21 protein-coding genes are annotated in these 21,747 nt (G+C 56.8%); 12 read left to right on the forward strand and 9 right to left on the reverse strand.

What is annotated here, in order from left to right; all coding sequences use genetic code 11:
• The first annotated feature begins 9 nt into the window (after positions 1 to 9).
• The 11 genes from AB3X95_RS29720 (at position 10) to AB3X95_RS29770 (ending at position 12,057) form a co-directional block, all read left to right on the forward strand.
• Entirely contained in the window at positions 10 to 861 is an 852-nt protein-coding gene (locus AB3X95_RS29720; RefSeq protein WP_368593227.1) for a sugar phosphate isomerase/epimerase family protein, read from the forward strand.
• On the forward strand, positions 861 to 1,337 hold the full coding sequence (locus AB3X95_RS29725; RefSeq protein WP_368593226.1) for a RidA family protein: 477 nt from the start codon (positions 861 to 863) through the stop codon (positions 1,335 to 1,337). Before AB3X95_RS29720 ends, AB3X95_RS29725 begins: the two co-directional genes overlap by 1 nt.
• A gap of 116 nt (positions 1,338 to 1,453) precedes the next feature.
• Complete coding sequence (locus AB3X95_RS29730) at positions 1,454 to 2,863, forward strand: glycerate kinase (protein WP_368593225.1); 1,410 nt, start codon at positions 1,454 to 1,456, stop codon at positions 2,861 to 2,863.
• Position 2,864: 1 nt separating this feature from the next.
• Positions 2,865 to 4,139: an enolase C-terminal domain-like protein gene (locus AB3X95_RS29735; protein WP_368623240.1), complete on the forward strand. Its 1,275-nt coding sequence runs from the start codon at positions 2,865 to 2,867 to the stop codon at positions 4,137 to 4,139.
• Between the two features lie 63 nt (positions 4,140 to 4,202).
• Positions 4,203 to 5,324 (forward strand): tyramine oxidase subunit B, encoded by a 1,122-nt coding sequence (locus AB3X95_RS29740; RefSeq protein WP_368593223.1) that lies wholly within the window; start codon positions 4,203 to 4,205, stop codon positions 5,322 to 5,324.
• A 959-nt stretch (positions 5,325 to 6,283) separates the two neighbouring features.
• Positions 6,284 to 7,093: an amino acid ABC transporter ATP-binding protein gene (locus tag AB3X95_RS29745; protein WP_368593222.1), complete on the forward strand. Its 810-nt coding sequence runs from the start codon at positions 6,284 to 6,286 to the stop codon at positions 7,091 to 7,093.
• 13 nt (positions 7,094 to 7,106) lie between these two features.
• The gene (locus AB3X95_RS29750) at positions 7,107 to 7,775 is read left to right on the forward strand and encodes an amino acid ABC transporter permease (protein WP_368593221.1); all 669 of its coding nucleotides are present in this window, start codon (positions 7,107 to 7,109) and stop codon (positions 7,773 to 7,775) included.
• 10 nt (positions 7,776 to 7,785) lie between these two features.
• Positions 7,786 to 8,454: an amino acid ABC transporter permease gene (locus tag AB3X95_RS29755; RefSeq protein WP_368593220.1), complete on the forward strand. Its 669-nt coding sequence runs from the start codon at positions 7,786 to 7,788 to the stop codon at positions 8,452 to 8,454.
• A gap of 80 nt (positions 8,455 to 8,534) precedes the next feature.
• Positions 8,535 to 10,262, forward strand: coding sequence for a dihydroxy-acid dehydratase (locus tag AB3X95_RS29760; RefSeq protein ID WP_368593219.1), 1,728 nt, complete (start codon positions 8,535 to 8,537; stop codon positions 10,260 to 10,262).
• Positions 10,263 to 10,378: 116 nt separating this feature from the next.
• Complete coding sequence (locus AB3X95_RS29765; RefSeq protein ID WP_368593218.1) at positions 10,379 to 11,134, forward strand: GntR family transcriptional regulator; 756 nt, start codon at positions 10,379 to 10,381, stop codon at positions 11,132 to 11,134.
• 65 nt (positions 11,135 to 11,199) lie between these two features.
• Positions 11,200 to 12,057, forward strand: coding sequence for a shikimate dehydrogenase (locus AB3X95_RS29770; RefSeq protein WP_368623241.1), 858 nt, complete (start codon positions 11,200 to 11,202; stop codon positions 12,055 to 12,057).
• A 1,044-nt stretch (positions 12,058 to 13,101) separates the two neighbouring features.
• Here the strand turns inward: AB3X95_RS29770 and AB3X95_RS29775 are convergent.
• The 8 genes from AB3X95_RS29775 to AB3X95_RS29810 all read right to left on the reverse strand — a co-directional run bounded on the left by AB3X95_RS29775 (position 13,102) and on the right by AB3X95_RS29810 (position 20,298).
• On the reverse strand, positions 13,102 to 14,235 hold the full coding sequence (locus tag AB3X95_RS29775; protein WP_368593216.1) for a porin: 1,134 nt from the start codon (positions 14,233 to 14,235) through the stop codon (positions 13,102 to 13,104).
• A gap of 125 nt (positions 14,236 to 14,360) precedes the next feature.
• Positions 14,361 to 14,849 carry a MaoC family dehydratase gene (locus AB3X95_RS29780; protein ID WP_368593215.1) on the reverse strand — a complete coding sequence of 163 codons (489 nt, stop codon included), beginning with the start codon at positions 14,847 to 14,849 and terminating at the stop codon, positions 14,361 to 14,363.
• A gap of 80 nt (positions 14,850 to 14,929) precedes the next feature.
• The gene (locus AB3X95_RS29785) at positions 14,930 to 15,667 is read right to left on the reverse strand and encodes an amino acid ABC transporter ATP-binding protein (protein ID WP_368593214.1); all 738 of its coding nucleotides are present in this window, start codon (positions 15,665 to 15,667) and stop codon (positions 14,930 to 14,932) included.
• 46 nt (positions 15,668 to 15,713) lie between these two features.
• Positions 15,714 to 16,550 carry a transporter substrate-binding domain-containing protein gene (locus AB3X95_RS29790; protein WP_368593213.1) on the reverse strand — a complete coding sequence of 279 codons (837 nt, stop codon included), beginning with the start codon at positions 16,548 to 16,550 and terminating at the stop codon, positions 15,714 to 15,716.
• Positions 16,551 to 16,614: 64 nt separating this feature from the next.
• Positions 16,615 to 17,262: an amino acid ABC transporter permease gene (locus tag AB3X95_RS29795; protein WP_368593303.1), complete on the reverse strand. Its 648-nt coding sequence runs from the start codon at positions 17,260 to 17,262 to the stop codon at positions 16,615 to 16,617.
• 10 nt (positions 17,263 to 17,272) lie between these two features.
• A complete protein-coding gene (locus AB3X95_RS29800) occupies positions 17,273 to 17,941 on the reverse strand; it encodes an amino acid ABC transporter permease (RefSeq protein WP_368593212.1) in 669 nt (222 codons plus the stop codon).
• 23 nt (positions 17,942 to 17,964) lie between these two features.
• Complete coding sequence (locus tag AB3X95_RS29805) at positions 17,965 to 18,741, reverse strand: enoyl-CoA hydratase/isomerase family protein (protein WP_368593211.1); 777 nt, start codon at positions 18,739 to 18,741, stop codon at positions 17,965 to 17,967.
• A 42-nt stretch (positions 18,742 to 18,783) separates the two neighbouring features.
• Positions 18,784 to 20,298 (reverse strand): acyl CoA:acetate/3-ketoacid CoA transferase, encoded by a 1,515-nt coding sequence (locus AB3X95_RS29810; RefSeq protein WP_368593210.1) that lies wholly within the window; start codon positions 20,296 to 20,298, stop codon positions 18,784 to 18,786.
• A 177-nt stretch (positions 20,299 to 20,475) separates the two neighbouring features.
• On the opposite strand from AB3X95_RS29810, the gene AB3X95_RS29815 reads away from it, so the two are divergent.
• Complete coding sequence (locus AB3X95_RS29815) at positions 20,476 to 21,171, forward strand: TetR/AcrR family transcriptional regulator (RefSeq protein ID WP_368593209.1); 696 nt, start codon at positions 20,476 to 20,478, stop codon at positions 21,169 to 21,171.
• A gap of 185 nt (positions 21,172 to 21,356) precedes the next feature.
• Here AB3X95_RS29815 and AB3X95_RS29820 read toward each other — a convergent pair whose 3' ends face one another.
• The gene (locus AB3X95_RS29820; protein WP_368623242.1) at positions 21,357 to 21,692 is read right to left on the reverse strand and encodes a hypothetical protein; all 336 of its coding nucleotides are present in this window, start codon (positions 21,690 to 21,692) and stop codon (positions 21,357 to 21,359) included.
• Positions 21,693 to 21,747: the final 55 nt, after the last annotated feature.

Below are 21,747 nucleotides of genomic sequence, written 5' to 3' on the forward strand. Positions count from 1 at the left end.
GGGGAAGACATGAGCTTCGATCTTTCGCGCTTTGCGATCAACCAGATCACGACGCCCAAGTGGTCACTGCCCCAAGCCATTGAGGGTTATAAGCGCCACGGAGTCAACGGTATCGCCGTCTGGCGCAATTTCCTCGAGGACTACGGCGTCACACGAACACGCAAACATCTGCGCGAACTCGATATGTGGGTTCCGTCGCTGTGCACCAGCGAATGGTTCAACGTCTCGGTCAACAGCGACATGAATGGTGCCATTGATACCAACCGTCGCCTGCTCGACGCGGCTGCCGAGATTGGCGCCGGCTGCCTCATGATGGTTGTTGGCGGTATGCCTGCCGACAGCAAGGACATCAACGCCCAGCGCGCGAGGGTTCGTGACGCGCTCTTCGAACTTGCGCCCCATGCCAGGGAAGTGGGCGTCAAGCTGGGGCTTGAACCGCTCCACCCGATGTATGCCGGCGATCGGAGCGTGCTCAACTCGATCACGGTTGCGAACGACCTCTGTGATCAACTCGGTGACGACGCAGCCGGCCTGGTGCCCGACGTCTACCACTGCTGGTGGGATCCGCAGTTCGAGGCGGAAGTAAGACGTGCGGGTCCCAAGCGGATCCTCACTTTTCACTACTGCGACTGGCTGGTCCCGACACGCAATCTGCGCGACCGCGGCATGGTCGGCGACGGGGTAATCGACATCACACGCATCAAAGGGTGGCTCGACGACATCGGCTACACCGGTCCGTTCGAGCTCGAAATCTTCTCCGAACTCGACTGGTGGGAGCGTCCGCCGGAGGAAACGACCCGTGTCGCGATCGAACGCTGTGGGCCACATGTGCAGCCGATCGGTTCGCGTGGAGGTGCCTGATGGGAGCAAGTCTCGAACAGCGCCTGCGCGAACTTGGCATCGAACTTCCTTCGCCCGTGACGCCGCGGGCCAACTTCGTTCCAGCAAAGCGCGTCGGCAATCTGCTCTACATATCCGGTCAGGTTCCGGTGTTGGACGGCGTTGACCAGTACGTCGGTAAGGTTGGAGCCGATGTATCGCTTGAGGACGGACAGGCTGCAGCGCGGTTGTGCGGGATCAACATCCTCGCGCAGGTGAATCAGGCCGTCGACGGCGATTTTGACAAGGTCGTCGGTTGCGTCAGGTTAGGTGGCTTCGTGAACGCGTCTCCGGACTTCAAGGACCACCCGAAGGTCATTAATGGCGCTTCTGATCTGATCGTTTCGGTTCTCGGCGATAGCGGGCGCCACACCCGTGCGGCAGTCGGATGCACTTCCCTGCCCCGCAACGTCGCCGTCGAGGTCGACGCCATCTTTGAACTTGCTGACCGGTGGTGACTGTCGGCTGGAGCCGCTGCGTTTTGACTCTAGCCAGCCTGGCACCGAGATGAACGGCCAGGACTCAAACCCGCTATCCAAAGCTTTTTTCATAGCATCACATCGAGTGCCCGAGTATGAAGAAAATCCGAAATTCAGATGAAATCCTCTCGCAGGGTGACATAGCCTCACGGCAGTTCGTGCTTGAGATTGCCGACCGGACACTTCAGAGGCTGGACAGCTATCAGCGGATCAGGAGCATCATGCGCCTGGAAGGTAGCTTGTTGCACATCGGGACCCGCTCCTGGGATCTTTCGCGCAAGCGGAACATCTACCTGATCGGCGCCGGGAAGGCCTGCAATCATATGGCGATGGCGGTCGATCATGTTCTGGGTGACCGCCTGACGAGGGGCATCGCTATCGTCAAGATTCACGAGGATACGGATCGATTCAACAGGACTGAAGTGTTTGTTGGCGGTCATCCGCTGCCTAACGAAGAAGGGCACCGGGCTTCGAGGAAGATCATTGAGATCGTGGATCAGGCAGGTCCGGAAGATCTGTTCATTGCGGTGATCAGCGGCGGCAGCTCTGCTCTGATGTCGTGCCCGATCGAAGGCATTAGCCTGCAGGACGAAATCGATACCACCGACGTGTTGCTGAAGTCCGGCGCCGGCATTTACGAAATCAACGCTGTACGTCGCCATATTTCTGCCCTGAACGGCGGGATGCTGGCAAAGCGCATTCAGTCCGTGGGCGCCGAACTCATCGGATTCGGGATCAGTGACGCGGTGGGTTCACCTGCCACGGGCGACATCTCTGTGCCCTATGCGGCGTACAAGAGCACGCCGATCGGTCCGGACATGACAACGCTGGACGACGCTCGTGCGACGATCATCAATCGCAATGTCACCGATCGTCTGCCTAGGAGCGTCGTTGACTATATGATGAACGCGGGCCCCGAAGCGGAAACGCCGAAAGCGTTTCCCGACAACACCTACTTCCTGCTCAACACGTTGCCGGACTCCTGCATATACGCGAAGCAGATTTGTGACGAGATGGGCATTCCCGCCATGATCGTCTCCTCCTTTCTTGAGGGTGAAAGTCGCGATGCAGGCACTTTCTTTGCATCGATTGCCCGCGAAATTCAGACATACGGAAACCCGATCAAGGCGCCGTGTGTGCTTCTCAGTTCCGGTGAGGTGACGACGCTCATTGAGGACAGCAGCGTGATCAAAGGGCATGGTGGCCCGGGTCAGGAGATGGCTGTGAGTTTTGCGATCACGGCGGCAAAGACCAAAGGCGCTTGCCTCCTATCTATCGATAGCGAAGGCACAGACGGAACCGCCAAGGTTGCTGGGGGCATCACGGATTCGACCAGCTTCCAGGCCGCTGCGGATCAAGACATCAGCCTGTATCGGGCTCTGCGTGAACATAGCTGCTTTGAAGCGCTTGAGGCAATTAGGTCTACTGCATTTACAGGGAACACAGGAACGAATCTGTGCGACCTTAACATTCTTTATGTTCCGGAAATTCAGGGGGGGCAATAACATGGAGGACAGGATCGTATCAGTGCGGGCACAGCAGATTATCGACTGCAAGTGCCGGCCTGCCGTCGAAGTCGAGATCCGCACCGAGTCCGGAGCGGTTGGCCTCGGGGCTGCGCCGACCGGCACGTCGGTGGGTATGCATGAGTCGTTTGTCCTGCGCGACGGCGATCCGTCGACCTATCAGGGACTCAGTGTTCACAAGGCAGTCGAACACGCAGTGAACATCATCGGGCCCGCGCTGGTCGGCACGAATGTGTTCGACCAGCGAGCCATCGACGAAAAAATGATCGCGCTTGATGGTACGCCGGACAAGAGACGCCTCGGAGGGAACACGATCTACTCGGTCTCCATCGCCGCTTTCCGTGCAGCCGCGGACTCGCTCTCGATCCCCCTATACAAGCACATTGCGGGTCGCGACATCTTTACGGTCCCGGTTCCCTGCTTCAACGTCATCAATGGGGGTCGATATGAGGGACTCACACAGGCATTCAATGAATTCCTGATCGTACCCTACCTGACCAATAGCATCGATACCTCCATTGAAATGGCGGTGGACGTATTCCAGAAACTCGCCGATGTCCTGGCTGCCTATCTGGGACATAAGCCACAGGTGGCCAGTTCCTATGGCTATGCTGCGCCCTCCGACGATCCGGAAGTGATCCTGGCACTAATGCAAAAAACGGTCGACGAGTGTGGCTATACGAGCCAGATCGCCTTCGCGCTCGATTGTGCGTCAAGCGAGATGTACGACAAGGAGTCTGGCACATACCTTCTGAAGGGCAAACGCGTCTCGTCCGACGAACTGATCGACTACGCTAAGTTCCTGACCGAGAAGTTCAACATGGTCTTCATCGAGGATCTGCTCGATGAGAACGACTGGCCGGGCTATATCAAGGCGGTAAAACGGCTGACCCGCACCATCGTGCTGGGTGATGACCTCACGGTGACCAACCGGGAACTACTCCGGAAAGCATACGAAACGCACGCAGTTGATGGTTTCATCCTGAAGCCCAACCAGGTCGGCACAATCACCGAAGCCATGGACGCCTACCGGTTTGCGACGGCACACGGAATGATCGCGGTGCCGTCGGGCCGCTCTGGCGGTGTAGTCGATGACGTTGTGATGGATTTCTCGGTCGGCCTTGAGGTTCCGTTTCAAAAAAACGGTGCACCGCGTTCAGGAGAGCGCATCGAAAAGCTCAACTTCCTGATGCGGGCGAACGCCCGCAGTCCCGGTTGCCGTCTATACGACATTGCACCGCTCCTCAGATTCTGACGCGGCAACGCTAGGCCGGTCGACCGGTATGTTATCCACCCTTTCTCAAAAAAGGTTAGCCACATGTACCCGAAAATTGACTTCCTCTATCTTTCTGAGCCGGACATGATTGAAGCCGGTGTCCTGGACGCTGCGCGTTGTGTTTCCGTCTGCGAGGAAACCTTCAGCCTGCTAGGCAAAGGTGACTACCTGATGGGCGGTCCCAATCACAACAACCACGGCATGAACATCGTCTTCCCGAAGGAGACGAAGTTTCCCAATATGCCCGTTGCAGGACCCGACCGTCGCTTTGCGGCCATGCCGGGATATCTTGGCGGACGTTTCGATGTCTGCGGCAACAAATGGTACGGCTCGAACCACGCGAATGCCGAGAAAGGACTGCCGCGCTCGATTCTGACCATGATGCTCAACGACAAGGACACCGGCGCGCCCCTGGCGCTCATGTCGGCTAACCTTCTGAGCGCCGCGCGCACTGGCGCTGTACCGGGCGTCGCCGCCAAGCATCTGGCGAACAAGGATGCCCAGACGGTGTCCGTCATTGGCTGCGGCCCGATCAACAAGGCCTGCTTTTCGGCGATCATGACCCAGCTTGGCGCGGTGAAGAAGGTCGTCTGCTTCGACGTCTTTCTTGACAAGGCCAACGAGTTTGCCAGTTGGGTGGAGGAGAAATACGGTGTCAGCGCGATCGGCGTCGACGAGGCCGAACAGGGTTTCCGCGATGCGGATGTCATCACCGTCGCGGCATCGCGTCTGAAACCGCTCTATTTCAAGGATGAATGGATCAAGGAAGGTGCCACCCTTCTGGTGTCCGGTCCGTTCAACACCGACGAATCTTTCCTGACGAACTGCAAGATCGTCTTCGATCACACGCCGCTGCAGGAAGCATATGTCGAAGATGCCATCGCATCGGGCAACAAGGAAGCATATTACAGCGGCGTGATCGGTGGTCCTTTCTACCGTCTGATCGACGCCGGGAAGCTGCCATCTCTGGCCGACTCAACCGGTCTGGGTGACGTCGTGAACGGCGACAAGCCTGGTCGTGAGAACGCGAAGGAAAGGGTGATTTTCATCGCCTGTGGTATGGCCGTCTTTGATATCAGTTGGGGCTTCGAGATGTACAAGAACGCCACGCAAAAGAGCATCGGACAATTGTTGAATCTCTGGGACAAACCTAGCGGATTCTGATCCATCCGACCGTAGAGCCTCCGGATGACCTTGCGAAATCCGGTGGCTCCTTCTCACTAACCTTGTGCCGCTTACAACGGCACTGGAAAGCCATTGCAGTGCATTTCCACGCGCGCGCTTCTACAGCGTTCTGAACCTCGCGTGGGCCCCGCGCGGGAAGGTAAGCCACACCTCCCCAAAGGCTATTGGCCGTCCCGTCTGGTGCGACCGCGTCGCACAGTTCCTCGCTACGGCTCCGTGAGGGACACGGATCGCCGCTAGGCCCCATTAGCATCATTGCTACTCGCGTGCTACATCCCGCTGCGTCCGCAGCGGCTTCAGTTGCGCACGCGAAATTGTGATCCGGCGCATGGTTCGGTCCGGCCATACTTATTTAAAGCCGCCGGATTACCGCCTGTCCCGCCAGTAGGCCGATTGAATCGCTCAATCAGCCTGACGCTCATTATTGCCAGGATAAATCCAGCCTCGGTGAGTCTCAAAACGGTCGAAATTCAACGGTCTGTACTTTCAGATCGCGCGACTTGTGAGGTCTGCAAACCCGATCTGATGTTCGCCTAGGGTCCCTGCAAAGGCCCGCCACACAAAGCTAAGGAGCCTGCCGCAGTGCATCAATCTTTTTTGGCATATTGACATTGTCGGCATAACGTCGACAATAGGTACACAAGGATGTCGAAAAATCTCATGCCGAAGAATGTAGTGAGGAGAGTTGCACCCCAAGGCTGTCCGTACGCATTCGCGGACCGGTCCGGCGGACCAAACAGCGGTACACGCTCATCATACTTCCGGTCACGCCACGTCGTCGCCGCCCCCGACGACGAGAGCCTTTGGCCGCTGCGCGGGAAACTGCCAGCATTACTGCAGCGATAGCCTGTCGCGACTGTTAGCGATCCAAACCAACGGACGGATATATGTTGATGAGCACGCCCTCAACCACCCTCAACCAGCGAGTCGGATGTGCAGTGGATACCAGCACCGAAAGTCAGCCTTTCGTCGCCATGCGTGGCCTGAAAAAGTCTTACGCGAACGGAAGCGTAAAAGTCCTTGACGGCCTCGACCTGAATATGACCCGCAACGACCGTCTGCTCGTGGTTGGACCGAGCGGCGGCGGCAAGAGCACGTTGCTGCGTTGCATGATGGGACTCGAGGATATCGACGAAGGCACGATTGCGATCGATGGCAAGCCATACGTTACACGTACGGCACGGAAGACGACGATCGATAAGTCGATCCAGAAACAGGTGGGAATGGTGTTCCAGAGCTATACCCTGTTTCCGCACATCACTGTGCTTGGCAACCTGATGCTTGCCCCGTTGCGGTCACGCCATGCGAACAAGACCCAGACAGAACAACGGGCGATGGAGTTGTTGCGCAGGTTTGGTCTGGATCACAAGGCAAAGGCCTTTCCCGCTGAACTGTCAGGCGGCCAGAAACAACGCGTTGCGATCGCACGTGCACTGATGCTTGATCCGAAGCTGATGCTGTTTGACGAAGTAACGTCCGCGCTCGACCCTGAGTTGGTTAGCGAGGTGAGTTCAATGATTATCGAACTCGCGGAAACGGGCATGCCCATGATGATCGTGACTCACGATATGTGGTTCGCCAAGAAGATCGCCAGCCGTGTTGTCTTCTGCGCAGGCGGCAAGATCGTCGAAGATGCGCCGCCTGAAGAGTTCTTCAATAACCCCCAGACCCAACGGGCTCGCGACTTCATCCACAACGTCCTTCACGCTGACGCTGAGGCCACGCCGCTGCGATCATCGACGCTCTGACACGGGTGCGAACATGGAAAACACCGATTTTTACTTCGTGCTGCACTCGTGGGACTTCCTGCTTGAGGGTTTGAAGATCACGTTGCAACTGACATTGTGGGCCATCGCGATCGGCCTGACGTGCGGCTTCGCGCTGGCGCTCGCAGCCAACAGTCGCGTTCGCATGATCCAGGTACCCGCTCGCGCGTACATTGACTTTTTCCGCTGCACGCCGGCCTTGGTCCAGGTCGTCTGGTTCTTCTTTTGCATCCCGATGATCTTCGATGTGTTCTGGACGCCCGTGTTCATGGGGGTCGTGATCCTCGGCATGAACCTGACGGCGTTTAACGCAGAAGCATTCCGCGCGTCAATCCAGGCTATTCCGAAGGCGCAGAACGACGCATGCACCGCGCTCGGCCTGAATTCGAAGGCCCGCATCCTGTTTGTAGTGCTGCCGCAGGCATTCCGTCATGCTGTGCCCGTACTGATCACGCAGGCGATCGGAATCTTCCAGCAAAGCTCGCTGGTCTCGCTTGTCGGTGTTGCCGATCTTATGTATCAAGGCAAGCAGCTTTCGACGCAAACCTACCGGCCGATTGAGACATTTACCGTGCTTGCGCTGTTCTATCTCGCTGTTGCCATCCCGTTTGGCAGGTTTGCAGCGTATCTCGAGCATCGCAGCGAACGACTTCTGAGAGTGTGAGGGCTAGAAAATGGGTAACCTTAATTTTGCCGTGCTCTGGCAATTCAAGGATGCGTTGGCCAAGGGGCTCCTGGTCACTGTCGAACTGAGCGTCGTATGCAGCATCCTCGGCATGCTCCTCGGTTTCGCGATCGCGATGGGTCGCACGTGCCGCTTCCGGGCGCTGCGCTCAGTGACGGCCCTCTATGTCGAAATCCTGCGTGGCCTCCCGGTGCTTGTCACCTTGTTCTGGGTCTTCTTCTGCCTGCCGGTAATCCTGCATGTTGAACTCGGAACGTTCGTTTCCTCGGTCATCGCCTTGACGCTATATATGGGTGCCGTGACAAGCGAGACGTTTCGATCGGCTCTCAAAGGCGTTGGCCGCGACCAGATGGATGCCTGTAATGCGCTAGGGCTTTCCTCATTCGTCCGCTCTGTCTTCGTTATCGCGCCTCAGGCTGTAATTCGTTCGATTCCGAACCTGCTGTCCAACACGGTCAGCCTGTTCAAGGAAAGCGCGCTAGCTTCTGCCGTCGGGATGGTGGAACTGATGTTCACGGCACAGAACATCTCGAATACGACGTCCCGACCCGTTGAAGTGCTCACGACTTCCGCGTTGATCTACTTCGTGATCGGTTTCGTGCTGACCCGCGTGGTCAACCGTGTCGAAGTCAGAATCCTGCACCGGATCCAAACCTGAGGATTGCGTGAGGCGCCGTTTTTATCCAACGCCAGGGTCGCAGGTGCGACCCCAGCTATTGCCAATAGTATGGGGGCAGTATGAACAATGCAGCGCGCCCGCTGCGCAGCGAAGCCTGGTTCAGGCGTATCGATAACACGGGCTTCGAGCACAGGACACACCTGAAGGCCCGAGGCGCACTCCCGGACATGTTCGAGGGGCGCCCGGTGATCGGCATTGCAAATTCCGCATCGGATCTTGTGCCGTGCAACGCACACCTGACAGGGATCGCCGAGGCGGTTGCCAAAGGTGTGCTCGAAGCCGGGGGTTACCCACTGGTGTTCCCGACGATGTCCATCGGCGACATGCTGATGAGACCGAGTGGCATGCTTTTCCGCAACCTGATGAGCATGGAGCTCGAAGCGACGCTGCGTGCCAATCCGCTCGATGGTGTCGTCCTGCTTTCCGGCTGCGACAACACTGCTCCCGCATACATGATGGGTGCTGCCAGCGTCGATCTGCCAACGATTCTCGTGAACGGTGGTGCGATGATTAATGGTCGCGTCGGCGATCGCACTGTGGGCTCCGGGACTGACATTTTCCGGATGCACGCAGACTATCGCGGTGGCAGGATGTCCAAGGCTGCGTTCCTGGACGCCGAATACGGCATGTCGCGTAGCAACGGCCACTGCAATACGATGGGTACGGCGTCGACGATGGGGTCGATCGCAGAAGCGCTTGGCCTAAGTCTGACGGGCACAGCCGCTATCCCCGCTGTTGATGGGCGACGGTACAGTTCCTCACAACTCGCGGGGCGTCGGATCGTTGAGATGGTCCGCGAGGACTTGACCTTTTCGAAGGTCGTTGACCGTCGCGCGCTCGAGAACGCGATCCGCGTGAATGCTGCACTCGGGGGAAGCACGAACGCAATCATCCACCTGATCGCGCTTGCCGGTCGTGTGGGCATCGAGTTGACGCTAGACGACTTTGAAAATAACTGCTCGGAAATTCACCTGATGGCGAACGTTCTACCGAATGGAAAGTTTCTCGCCGAGGAGTTTTACGGTGCCGGTGGCGTGAGAGCGCTCATGGGCGAGTTGCGCAGCAAACTGCATCTCGATGCCATGACCGTCTCTGGAACGACAGTCGGCGAAAATCTTGAAGGAATTCAATCGACGGATAGGGCCGTAATCTCGCGGATCGACGAGCCAGTCAAGCCACAAAATGCCTTGCGTATCCTCCGTGGCAACCTTGCGCCGAACGGCGCGATTATCAAGCCGTCGGCTGCAAGCCCACGGCTGCTCAAGCATACGGGTCGGGCCGTCGTGTTCGATAGCGTCGAGGATCTCGACGCGCGAATCGATGACCCTGAACTCGATGTGGACGCCGACAGCGTGCTGGTACTGAAGGGGATCGGCCCGAGAGGCTATCCTGGCATGCCCGAACTTGGCAATATCCGTCTTCCCGCGAAGCTGCTTGCTGCAGGAGTCACTGACATGGTCCGGATTTCGGACGGCCGGATGAGTGGTACTGCGTACGGTACCGTCGTGCTGCACGTGTCCCCAGAATCGTCCGTGGGTGGGCCGCTTGCGCTCGTGCGAAATGGCGACATGATTTGCCTCGACGTTGAAAAAGGTGCTTTACAATTGGAGGTCTCGCCCGAAGAACTGGAGCGACGGCGCGCCGACTTCCGGACGTCGGCGGCATCCGGTGCGCGCGGCTACGAACGACTCTTCACGGAGCACGTTCTGCAAGCCGACAAAGGACTCGATTTTGACTTCCTCGTAGGTAACAGCGGTAACGCTGCACCCTCGCGACGTCCCTTCTAGTGAGCCAAACGTGCTGCGGATTTCGGTGGCACGGCAGCAATACATCCGCATCTGTGCGGCCAGACCGGGAAAGCGGGAAGTCAGCCTGTACCGTTAGAACTGATTCGAGACGAACCATGCCCAAAGCCCCACCTGAAACGCAAGCGGTCAAGGAAACAGGCGCGGTCCGCATCTACGGGATTCTGCGCGACGAAATCCTGAGAATGCGGCTCTCGCCTGGCACTGCACTTGACGAAATAGGACTGGCTGAGCGGTTCAATATGTCCCGCTCGCCCATTCGTGAGGCGCTGGTCCGCCTCTCGGGCGACGGCCTGGTCCAGATCCTGCCGAACCGCAGCACGATCGTTACGCCGATGGACTATCGACGGGTGCCAGAGTTTCTTGATGCACTTGATCTGCTTCAGCGGGTGACTACCCGACTCGCAGCGCTCCATCGCACCAGCGCCGACCTCCTCGAAATTCGAGAAAAGCAGAAGGCCTACGAAAAGGCGATCGCGAACAGCATCAAGTCCTACGACAGCCTTGGAATGATCGACAAGAACTACGAGTTCCATATGGCCATCGCCAAAGCTGGGCGCAATGTCTATTTCGCAGATCTCTACCGTCGTCTGCTCGACGAAGGCAGGCGGATGCTGCACCTTCATTTCGAATATGAAGCGTTGGGCACGGAACTGAGCGTGGAAAAAATGGCGGGCGGCCACGCTGACATCGTTGACGCGATCGAGGCCCGTGACGCCGATCGAGCCGAAGAAGCGGCGCACGAACACGCCATGCAGTTCAGAGGCCGCTTCATGCAATTCCTTAACCGGAATCTGACGGCAGCGATGCCCTTGAATATCCAGTCGGCCGACGCAGAACAGACCGTACCGTAACCCGACGTCCTTCGGCGGGTGCTCTGATCTGACGCTCGGGTACCCCGTTATACCTCCTACCAACTATGTCCAAAATCGAGCCTTCCGCCTTGACAACGTGTCGGTCTGACGTGACCAACGGCGCCACTCGCGTCTATTTCATTATTGGCGATCCGATTGCTCAGGTGCGCTCACCTGCTTCGGTAACGGCGCAACTACGTGAAGCGGGCAAAAACGCGATCGTTGTGCCAGCCCATGTACGGCCTGCAGACCTGAAAGCCTTTCTTGCAGGGATCGGACCTCTCGATAACGTTGATGGCATCATCGCAACGGTGCCCCATAAATTTTCCGTTCTCGAATTCTGCGACTCACTTGGTTCAGAAGCGCAGTCAGTAGGCGCCGCCAATGTGCTTCGACGCGGGGCCAAAGGGCGGTGGCGCGGCGACATGTTTGACGGCATCGGGATGGTGCGGGCGCTGGCCGGGGCGGGTTTCACGGCCGATGGGAAACGTGCGCTTTTGCTCGGTGCAGGCGGAGCGGGCACTGCAATTTCGCATGCGCTAGTGAGCGCCGGAATCGGCGCAGTTGCAATTTTCGATCCGGATCATGATCGACGCGAGCGACTCACGGATGCATTGAATGAGCGCAGCCGGGCACGCGCGATCGCGTGGAGCGAAAGCGACGGTGTCGGAACGTTCGATCTCCTAGTTAACGCGTCGTCAATCGGCCTGCGTGAGAACGATCCAGCACCGATCGACCTCGCTGGTGCGCAGCAGTCCATCTTTATCGCCGACGTTATCACCGGCCGCGTTACTCCGCTGGTAGCGCAGGCGAGAGATCGCGGCTATGCGACGGTGACCGGCGATCAGATGTTCGATGAAGTTTGTTTGTGCATGTTCGCCCAAGTGTGCGCGCGCATGGTTAGCTTCTTTCTACATGATTAGATATGGGTTTTTACCGCGATAGACAGGTTTTTTCGTCTCTAACATACTTCGACTAGGGACACTAATCATCGCCCTTTTCAACGGAACAGCCTGCTTCAATTACGGAGCTTCACATGCAACTGCACAACAAAGACAGAGCCATCCGTTTTCAAGCGCAAATCGGCATGTGCATGGCAAGGACTCGGGGGCTGCTGAAAGCCGCATCTTCGCGGCTGAATCCCTGGACCCCACTCACCACTACTGCTGGTGAAACCCACGAGAACGAATCATTCGAGCCTCACCAGAACGACTGCGACGACCTAACGTTTGTCGAGACGTGGGCATATCGTTGTCCCCGCTACTAATGCCGGGATCGAATGGTCCTTCTGCCACAAACAACCGTCACGACAACCATCCACAACGACGATCGGCCGCGCACGGGGAAACGATCATCTACCGGCAAGCCACGACCCCGGTCGCCCACAGCTAACACGATGCGCATCGGCTCTTCGGAAAGATTACCCTAGGCGAACTTCGAGCAATAGCAACGTGGGGGCGTCAGCCACGCTTTACACCGCGCCCCATCTGGCAGCGTACCGACTGCGATTTGAGTGATTCTGCTACGGCCGCAAGCTGTTCCACGAGCGCCGCGTTCTGTCGTGTTACTTCATCCATCTGCACACTGCTCGCCCCGCCTTTTTCACCCCGTCGGCTTTGTTCTTCTGACGCCACGAAGCCACTGCAGTTTCGCTCACATTACCGCCAATCCTCCGGACGCCAGCTTGGCTGCGTCCATCGTCGGAGCAACCGCATATGCCTGGCGGGGCGTCTTCGCGTATTCGCGCGGCCGAGGAACCGATCGGCTAGATTTTCCTTGCAGCGTTGTGCCAGGCTATGCACTTCACTTGCCGCTCTTGCCGCCAAGGTCGCGAAAAAAATCCCGCGCCGCATGTACTGTCGGGGCGGGATCAAACGGGGTATCATCCCGTGGAGATCGATGAAACAGATATTTTCGGCGGTCGAATGGCCGTTCATGAAGACTCGCCCTGACCTCCCAGTCGTAGTTTAGAACTTGTGTCTTAGCCCGACCGTGACCAACGCCTGTTTATTAGAGCCGGAATCGACGTCATTTGATCCGATAACTGCCTGTGCAGTGCCGGCCCCGTTTTGACCGCTCGCGTGTGCGTAGGCCGCGATTGCATACACGTCTGTCCGCTTACTCAGAAAATAGTCGGCGCCGATCGAGAACTGATGCTGTTTGGCGGACGAATCGCCGTACGACTTCATATAGTCGTATCCGACTTCCGTCAGCAACGACGGAGATATCTGCCACACGGCATACACTTCACCGTTGTGATACTTCTCGGATTTTGTGAAAGTCGAACTTGCATCCGGCTTGTATTGCGAGAAGCTATAATAGCCACCCAATGTCACACTCCCGAGCACATAGTTCCCACCTGCCCTTGCAATGTTGATCGAACGTGACGACGTGTAAGCATTGTTGACAGAGCTGTTGAACAGCGAATCGGCGGACGTAGCTCCACGCGTCGAAAGCGAAGCGTTCCCGTTGTCGATATGCAGATAACCTGCTGCCAGCGAGAGCGCGCCGTTGCTATACGACGCTGCGCCGCTGTATGTCTGGCCCGAACCAACGGAGCCCGCTACGCCGCCCAACGAATACATTGCTTCCAGCTGCAAACCCGACCAGTTCGGGCTTGCCCATTTCACAGCATTGCTGAAGCGCACGCTGTTGTCCGCGTTATCGATGTCACCCGGACTCGTAAAGAATCCAGCAAGCCAGTTGTCACCCTGAACCGGCTGAACGAGGTCAACCACAGGGTCATATTGGCGCCCCAAGGTAAGGGTGCCCCAGCTGTTACCACTCAGCCCGACATATGCCTGGCGGCCAAAGATACGGCTGCCCTGTCCCAGCTTTCCGTTCGTCGAATTGAAGCCGTTCTCGATCTGGAAAATGGCCTTCAGACCGCCGCCGAGATCCTCGCTTCCTTTCATGCCGAAGCGGGAACCAGAGACGCTGCCGCTCGTCATCAGGAACTGGGTCGAATGGCCAGCGCTGTTGTGGATGTACATCAGTCCGGTGTCCACGACACCATACAGGGTAACGGTGTTCTGCGCATATGCCTGAGTCGCCAGGCAGGCAGCCGCCACTGCAATGCCATTTTTTGCGAAATTCTTCATTGCTTCTCTAAACGATGATTTGTACTACTATTTGTTTAATGAAGATTCAACTGCAGAAATCGGATCTTGTGTTTGGTTAAAATTGCGCTGTCATGACTCGGCAACGCACGCTGAGCCCTCAGGTGTCAAGCCTGTATAGTCGTTCCGTCGTCGGGCGATGATCCCTCTCCGATACATCTGTCGCATACATTCACCCATTTAAGAACGTGCCGCGCTACAACTGCAAGACGTCCGTCCGAAGTTGTGATCTTTACATCAGCGGTAGAGCGGTTCGAATCCCGATCGATACTCACGACTTCATAAACTACGGTAATTGTGTCTCCAATCCTGACACCGTGAAGAAATCTGATCCGGTCATAACCCAGCGAGACCGCGATCTTGCCCTCCCAATTCCGGAAACGTTCTGAAGCTTTGGTGGAGCAAGCCGACATATATCCAACAAGCAACGCGCCATGTGCTATACGCCCCCCGTACTGCGAGCGCTTCATCTCTTCTTCGTCAACATGATTCGGCGACAAGTCGCCCGTGATACCCGCGAACAGGTACACGTCTGACTCCGAAATCGTCTTCCGAAACACGAAGTGCTCGCCTGTGCTAACCGGGAAATGAACCATTTGTCCTTTCAGCAAACGTTGACACGCAGACACCGGGGGACGGCCGCTCTTTCGTGGCTCAAGGTCCTAACACCACCACGTCAATGCGCGAGAATCTGCGCGAGAAATGCTTGGGCGCGGGGATGACTTGGAGCACTAAAAAATTCCTTCGGTGGCCCGCTTTCGATAATCTGGCCGCCATCCATGAACAGCACACGATGTGCGACGGACTTCGCGAAACCCATTTCGTGCGTGACACAGATCATGGTGATTCCGTCGTCCGCGAGCCCGATCATCGTGTCAAGTACTTCCTTGACCATTTCAGGATCGAGTGCTGATGTCGGCTCATCGAAAAGCATGATCTTGGGATCCATACACAGCGCACGGGCAATTGCGACACGCTGTTGCTGGCCACCGGAGAGTTGCGCGGGATATTTTTGCGCCTGGTCGGCAATCTTTACTCGCGACAGATATTTCATCGCTTTCTCTTTTGCGACCTCGGCCTTGACCTTTTGAACTCGCCGAGGAGCCAGCATGCAATTTTCGAGAACGGTCAGATGTGGGAACAGATTGAACTGCTGAAAAACCATCCCGACGTCATTTCGGACTTTATCCGCACCTTTTCCGTGCGTGCCCAGCTCGACACCGTTGACGACAATCGTTCCGCCCTGAGTCTTTTCAAGGTAGTTGATACACCGGATCAGGGTGGACTTCCCCGATCCGGACGGTCCGCAGAGCACCAGGTGTTCGCCGCGCTTTACCGTCAAATTCACTCCCTTGAGGATATGCGCTTTGCCGTACCACTTCTCTACGTCTACCATTTGGATTACGTCATCCATGATGTCTCCGGAACCAAATATTCAGAATCTCAATTCACAACTGCGTTCAGTTCGACGCCATCGGGATGTTGGGTAAAGACTTTGGCAGCGACGGCTTGTCCACTCCGAACCACTTCTTGTACAGGGTATTCCAGCTTCCGTCCTTGTCGGACTTGTCAAGATAGGTGTTGATCCATACAGCGAGGTCCTTGTCGGCGGGCCGCACTGCAATACCGAGGAACTCCTGACTGAGAACCACCTTCTGTTCGTACTGGTTCGGAGCTGCCTTGTTCAACACCGGGAAATAGTGGCTATAACCGGAAAGTACCTGAGCCTGTCCGGAGAGCAGCGCCTGGATTGCTGATGAATCATCGTCGTAGCGCCGGATCGTCGCGGTCTTCGGTGCCACTTCGGTAATTGCCTTGTCCATCGAGCTGGCGCGGGCAACGGCAATACTCTGATTTGCCAGGTCATTGACCGCGGTGATCTTGTCGTCCTTCTTCGCGTATAGCGAAGCGTTGATGACGGCATAAGGCTCCGTGTACTGCACGACCTTTGCCCGATCCGGATACATTCCGAGGACACAGATGAGTGCATCAACCTTGCCCGTCAGAAGCAATGGAATCCGATTCGCCGCTGTCACAGGCACGAACTCGGGCGTAACACCCAGTTTCTTGGCCATGTCGCGAGCGAGTTCGATATCATAGCCATCGTTGTTGCCATTGCTGTTGATGAAGCCAAACGGATTCTGGTCCGTCACGATCCCAAAGACCATCTTCCCTTTCGACTTCAAGGTGTCGATTTCGCCGGCGTGCACGGCGGCAATCGGTAACATCACACCCGCTAGGACAGCACACAGTGCCTTGACGCATTTGCGGCGGTCTACCTTCAATGAGCTCTTCATTTCCCGTTCCCCTATCCGCCTTGGCGGCGTGTAAAAAAACAACAACAGTTAAAACGGCATCCGCTCACCGTCCCGTAGCCAGCTTTCGCTCGATTCGGGTTCCAAAATGCGAAAGCGGCCAGCACAGCAGAAAATAAAGCGTACCGACAATGCCAAACACCATGAACGGCTCGAACGTGCTATTGGCGACGACCTGCCCCGCCCGTGTCAGTTCTGTGAAGCCGATAATGGCGCACAGAGACGTGCCTTTGATAAGGCCAACGGTAAAGCCAACGGTCGCTGGTAAGGAGACACGGAATGCCTGGGGCAGCACAATCGCCTGCATGCGATCGAAATACTTCAGTCCGAGCGCCCTGCTTGCCTCGCTTTGCCCTTTCGCGACCGCCTCGATGCCTCCGCGCCAGATCTCGCCGAGAAAGGCGCTTGCGTGCGCAGTCAGCCCAAGTGCCGCAGCGGCCCAAGCGCTGATGTCAAGATTGAGCAGCGAAACGCCGTAATAGACGACGAACAGCTGCATCAAAAGCGGTGTGCCTTGAAATATTTCGATGTATCCCGTTGTCAACCAACGGACGAACGGATACTCCGAGGTACGCAGGAGCGCGATACACAATCCCAATACGCCACCGCCGATGACGGCAATCACAGCCAATGCGATCGTCCATTTCAATCCCTGCAAAAGCAGCAGGACGTCGCTCATGCCAAATACCGGAATCATGCGTGCCTCACTTGGTTGGATAGGCGAAATAGACGCGCCCGAACAACTTGAAGATGGTGGACAGCATGATCGATAGCGCGAGATAGATTGCCGTTACGACTATGTAGACTTCGAAGCTTCTGAACGAGGCCGACTCCACCTGCTGGGCTGCCGAAGTGAGTTCAGGTGCCGAGATCGACGAAACGATGCTTGAACTCAGCACGAGGAGAATGAACTGGCTACATAGCGCCGGATACACGGAGCGGATCGAAGGACGGAGGACGACGTTCCAGAAGATCTGGTAAGGCTTGAGCCCCAGCGCGGCTCCGGCTTCCAGCTGTCCCTTGTGGATGGCGTCCACACCTCCTCGCACGATTTCCGCGACATACGCCGCCGCATTGACAGTCAGTGCGGTGACCGCTGCTTCAATCACACTGAGCTTGACGTTGAGCGAGGCCAGACCGAAGTAGATGAACAGCAGTTGCACCAGAAACGGTGTATTGCGGATGACCTCGATAAACGCAGTACCCATCCATCGGAGTGGAGACATTGCGCTCTTCTTGGCGAGCATCACAATGATTCCGGCGACCAGTGCGAACGCCATCGAGATCAGAGACATCTTGAGTGTCTCGATGGTCCCCTCGACCAGCAATTGCCGGTATTGTGCTATCGCACTAAAGTCGAATTGATAGTGCATGACAGAACCTCAGATACTGTGTGTTAGCGAAAGATCGCTGCTCTCTTTTCACGGAATGCAGCAACGCCTTCTTCCGCGTCCGGCGTCGACTTGCAGACCGTGGCAGCGAATTCATGTGCGGCTTCTGTGCCGGAAGATTCGATAAGCCGAAGAAGACGCTTGCTGACTGAGATAGATGCGCTCGAGCGCTTGTCGATGAGTTCGCAGACGCCCTGTACGTGCTCATCCAGCTGTTCGGTGGTTTCGCTCACGCCGTTAACCACGCCCCATTCCAAAGCCATTGGCGCGGAGATCGGCGAACCCAGCAGAATCATCTGCCGAGCCCGCGCAGGCCCCACCAGATCCGACAATCGCTGGCACCCCATCCAACCGGGGATCGCTCCAACTGCTGCCTCCGGAAAGCCGACCTGAATCGACGAGAGCGCATATCGCAAGTCGCATGACAGCGCCAATTCGAGCCCACCGCCAAGGGCACTTCCGCTCAGAACGGCAATCGTGGGATTGTCGAGTTCAGCAATCCTGCGCATAACTCGGTTGCCTGCCCGGATAAAGCGACTCCCCATCTTCTCCGGTTCAATCGCACCCCACTCGTTCACATCGGCTCCCGCGCAAAAAAAGCGGTCACTTGCCGATCTGAATACCAGTACCGAGATCTCCCTGTCCGTTTCAATCTCATCCAGAATCTGGTCAATCTCAGCCAACATCTGTAGCGTCAATGCATTCAGTCGAGTCGGCCGATTCAACGTCACAACTGCCGCGGTCCCGGTACGTTGAAACAGCACAGGTTTATCGGTGTTCATTTTCGGCACACGTCCCTAGTAATTTCGATGGTCCATCACGGATTATTGCGAGACCATTCCCGCAACCTGCTGATCGATGATTGGCGCGAAAGCCATCCTGTCCAGAACGTCGCGTTGAAGGTCGACTCCCTTGGCGACTTCGACGAGGTGAACACCGCGCTCCGACAGTCGGAACACGGCGCGCTCCGTGATGTACAGAACTTCCTTGCCCTCATGGAGCGCTTGCGAACCGCTGAAGGTGATATGCGCGACCTTTTCGACGAGTTTGGGTACCTGGCCTGCACTGAGAATCTTGAGGTCGCCGTCATCGCCAAGATTGACCTGAAGCCCTTTGGTTTCAAACGCGCCGCAAAACACGATCTTTCTGGAGCCTCGCGTGATATCCATGAAACCTCCGGGTCCGACGACGGTACTGCCCAGTTTCGAGACATTCACATTGCCTTCTCGGTCCAGTTCTCCCATTCCGAGGAACGTCACATCGATCCCGCCGCCGCTGTAGAAATCGAACTGGTCGACGTTGGGAATGATCGCGTCCGCGTTGCGGGCAGCGCCAAACATCACGCCGTCGAGCATGTCTCCGTTGTGTATACCCTGTTCGACCGAACCCCAGTAACGGCCGTGCAGATTCTGCTCGGCCAGCACGGCTGGGATTGCGCCTGGAAAGCCGAATCCAAAGTTCACGGACTGCCCCGCCGTCATTTCGCGCGCCGCGCGTTCGGCGACGATCCGGCGGATGCCTTCCGGAGACTCGAATTCGCCTTGCCCAGTCTTGGTTAGCAGTTCGCCGCTTAACGTTGGATCGTATTCAGTGATTGCGCATTGCCGCTGGGACGAGACTTCCACCAGCGTGTCGACCAGGATTCCTGGCACCCGAACAAGCCTCGCTGGAACGTGATCGCCTGTCCTTTTCTTGACCTGGGCGATCACCTTCCCACCGGAGTTGTGTGCCGCAAGACATACCGCGTAAATGTCGAGATCGGCCGGCTCGTGACGCATTGTCAAATTCCCTTTTCCGTCGGAGGAAGAGGCTTTCACGATTGCAAAATCGATCTTGAACGGCTTGAAGCGCAGGAATTCCTCTCCGTCGAGTTCAATGACTTCAACCAGATCTTCCTTTGCGGACGGATTGAGCTTCCCACCGCCAAATCGTGGGTCAACGAAGGTACGCAGCCCCACACGGCTGATCACGCCCGGTCGTCCAGCCCCAATTTCCCGGAACAGCGTCGCGATGACGCCGGCAGGCAAGCTGTACGCCTCGATCTGGTCGTCCTTTGCAAGATCCTGCATCGCACGCGACCAGCTCCAGTGGCCACCGATGACGCGCTTGACCAGGCCGGGGTGGGCAAAACGCCCTACACCGCTTCCCTTACCGTCACCGATACCTAGGGCATGCACGAGCGTCAGATTGCGCGGATGTCCAGTGCGCAAAAAACGCTCTTGGATCGCGGCAAGGACCGCATCCGCTTCGAGGAGCCCGCCTCCGGATCCCGTGATTGCGATCGTTGCCCCGTCGTGGATTTCACCGACGGCCTCGTCCAGGTTTTGCCATTGAGCCACGCTACCTCCCAGAAATTTTCAGCGCTCTGTTAACTACCGAACTGGATCGTTACTTGTGAAAGATCGTGCTCTGGACGAAAATGAGTGTCAAGCGAAGATATCGAGGATGGGGTAAACGATGAGTTCCACCCTATCCATCTCCCTTAAACTGGGCCACCCTCCGAACAAAACCCTGAGATGTCTACATCCGCAGCGATACGAGCCAGAAAATTACGTGCTGTTAGCGAGCACCCCGAGCCGCGGGCCAAGCAGGTCCGAAATCCGGCGCTCACCAAGGAAAAGATCCTGGCCGCCGCCAAGGAGGAGTTCTCCGCGCTCGGCTTAGGCGGCGCACGCATTGACTCGATCGCCGAGCGCGCAGGCGTCAACAAGCGTCTGATCTACGAATACTTCGAGAACAAGGACCAGCTGTTCCAGTCGGTGCTGGAAGAAGCCTGGGGGGGAATTCGGGAAGCGGAAGCTGAACTGGATCTGAAGCATCTGAGCCCGACAGAAGCCATCAAGAAATTGATGACGTTTACCTGGGACTTCTACCTTAAAAACCCGGATTTCATGTCATTGGTCAACAGCGCGAACCTTCACCATGCGCAACATATTGCGCACTCACAGCGGTTCAAGGAACTGCACGTTGGGTTCATTGACATGCTTCAGGACATTCTTGATCGAGGGGTCGCGGCAGGCGAATTCCGACCGGGCGTTGACGCTCGCCAGCTTCACATCACCCTTGCGGCGATTGCCTACTATTACCTCAACAACCGCTACACCAATGAGGTGATCTTTGGATTTAATTTCGTTGACAAGGACAGGCGTGCGGAACGGCTTGCGTTTAACATTGACACGGTATTACGAATTCTCGCGCCTGAAAGCAAGTAGCTGCCTTTTCAACGATCTAATACGGCGCTGCGCCGAAGCACTCTGCCCGGAGAGTGCGCAACATGAGCAAAGAAAATCACGACTCGCGGTGGTCCGAAGGGATGCTCCACTTTCCGAGCGCCAGGGACTAGAAATTTACTGTTTGCATATTCTGCCCGCCGAATATTTTGATTTTGTGAGCTTTCTCAGTGCGAATCGATCTGTACCACTCCGAGGACGGTCCACTTTCCGTTTTGCTGTTGATATAGCGTAGCCGATGCCGTCTTAAGGTCGCCACGCGGCGTGAACGAAATGGCACCCGTCACACCGTTGAACGTACGTGATCTCAGTGTTTCGAGGTACTTTCTCGGGTCTGTTGAATCTGCGTTCTTCATCGCGTCAATCATCGCCCAGGAGGCATCATAGGCGAGTGGGGCATACTGCACGATGCCGACGTTAAACCGCGCTTTCATCCTCTTAGGAACGCGCTCGAAATAACTTCCCGCTATGCGCCGTTCCTTGAGCGAATGCTGTAGTTCCACGAAGGCAGGGTTGAGTCGTACGCGATGTTGAGCGAAGCGCGGACGTGGCGGGTGA

Origin of the sequence: Paraburkholderia sp. BR13444 (assembly GCF_040948755.1) — a bacterium.
In the GTDB taxonomy this organism is placed as follows: Bacteria; Pseudomonadota; Gammaproteobacteria; order Burkholderiales; family Burkholderiaceae; genus Paraburkholderia; species Paraburkholderia youngii.

What these genes read in the sequence shown, in the direction of transcription:
- AB3X95_RS29720 (WP_368593227.1), top strand. Translation starts at nt 10, where the DNA reads ATGAGCTTCGATCTTTCGCGCTTTGCGATCAACCAGATCACGACGCCC.
- AB3X95_RS29725 (WP_368593226.1), top strand. Translation starts at nt 861, where the DNA reads ATGGGAGCAAGTCTCGAACAGCGCCTGCGCGAACTTGGCATCGAACTT.
- AB3X95_RS29730 (WP_368593225.1), top strand. Translation starts at nt 1,454, where the DNA reads ATGAAGAAAATCCGAAATTCAGATGAAATCCTCTCGCAGGGTGACATA.
- AB3X95_RS29735 (WP_368623240.1), top strand. Translation starts at nt 2,865, where the DNA reads ATGGAGGACAGGATCGTATCAGTGCGGGCACAGCAGATTATCGACTGC.
- AB3X95_RS29740 (WP_368593223.1), top strand. Translation starts at nt 4,203, where the DNA reads ATGTACCCGAAAATTGACTTCCTCTATCTTTCTGAGCCGGACATGATT.
- AB3X95_RS29750 (WP_368593221.1), top strand. Translation starts at nt 7,107, where the DNA reads ATGGAAAACACCGATTTTTACTTCGTGCTGCACTCGTGGGACTTCCTG.
- AB3X95_RS29755 (WP_368593220.1), top strand. Translation starts at nt 7,786, where the DNA reads ATGGGTAACCTTAATTTTGCCGTGCTCTGGCAATTCAAGGATGCGTTG.
- AB3X95_RS29760 (WP_368593219.1), top strand. Translation starts at nt 8,535, where the DNA reads ATGAACAATGCAGCGCGCCCGCTGCGCAGCGAAGCCTGGTTCAGGCGT.
- AB3X95_RS29765 (WP_368593218.1), top strand. Translation starts at nt 10,379, where the DNA reads ATGCCCAAAGCCCCACCTGAAACGCAAGCGGTCAAGGAAACAGGCGCG.
- AB3X95_RS29770 (WP_368623241.1), top strand. Translation starts at nt 11,200, where the DNA reads ATGTCCAAAATCGAGCCTTCCGCCTTGACAACGTGTCGGTCTGACGTG.
- AB3X95_RS29775 (WP_368593216.1), bottom strand. Translation starts at nt 14,235, where the DNA reads ATGAAGAATTTCGCAAAAAATGGCATTGCAGTGGCGGCTGCCTGCCTG.
- AB3X95_RS29780 (WP_368593215.1), bottom strand. Translation starts at nt 14,849, where the DNA reads ATGGTTCATTTCCCGGTTAGCACAGGCGAGCACTTCGTGTTTCGGAAG.
- AB3X95_RS29785 (WP_368593214.1), bottom strand. Translation starts at nt 15,667, where the DNA reads ATGGATGACGTAATCCAAATGGTAGACGTAGAGAAGTGGTACGGCAAA.
- AB3X95_RS29790 (WP_368593213.1), bottom strand. Translation starts at nt 16,550, where the DNA reads ATGAAGAGCTCATTGAAGGTAGACCGCCGCAAATGCGTCAAGGCACTG.
- AB3X95_RS29800 (WP_368593212.1), bottom strand. Translation starts at nt 17,941, where the DNA reads ATGCACTATCAATTCGACTTTAGTGCGATAGCACAATACCGGCAATTG.
- AB3X95_RS29805 (WP_368593211.1), bottom strand. Translation starts at nt 18,741, where the DNA reads ATGAACACCGATAAACCTGTGCTGTTTCAACGTACCGGGACCGCGGCA.
- AB3X95_RS29815 (WP_368593209.1), top strand. Translation starts at nt 20,476, where the DNA reads ATGTCTACATCCGCAGCGATACGAGCCAGAAAATTACGTGCTGTTAGC.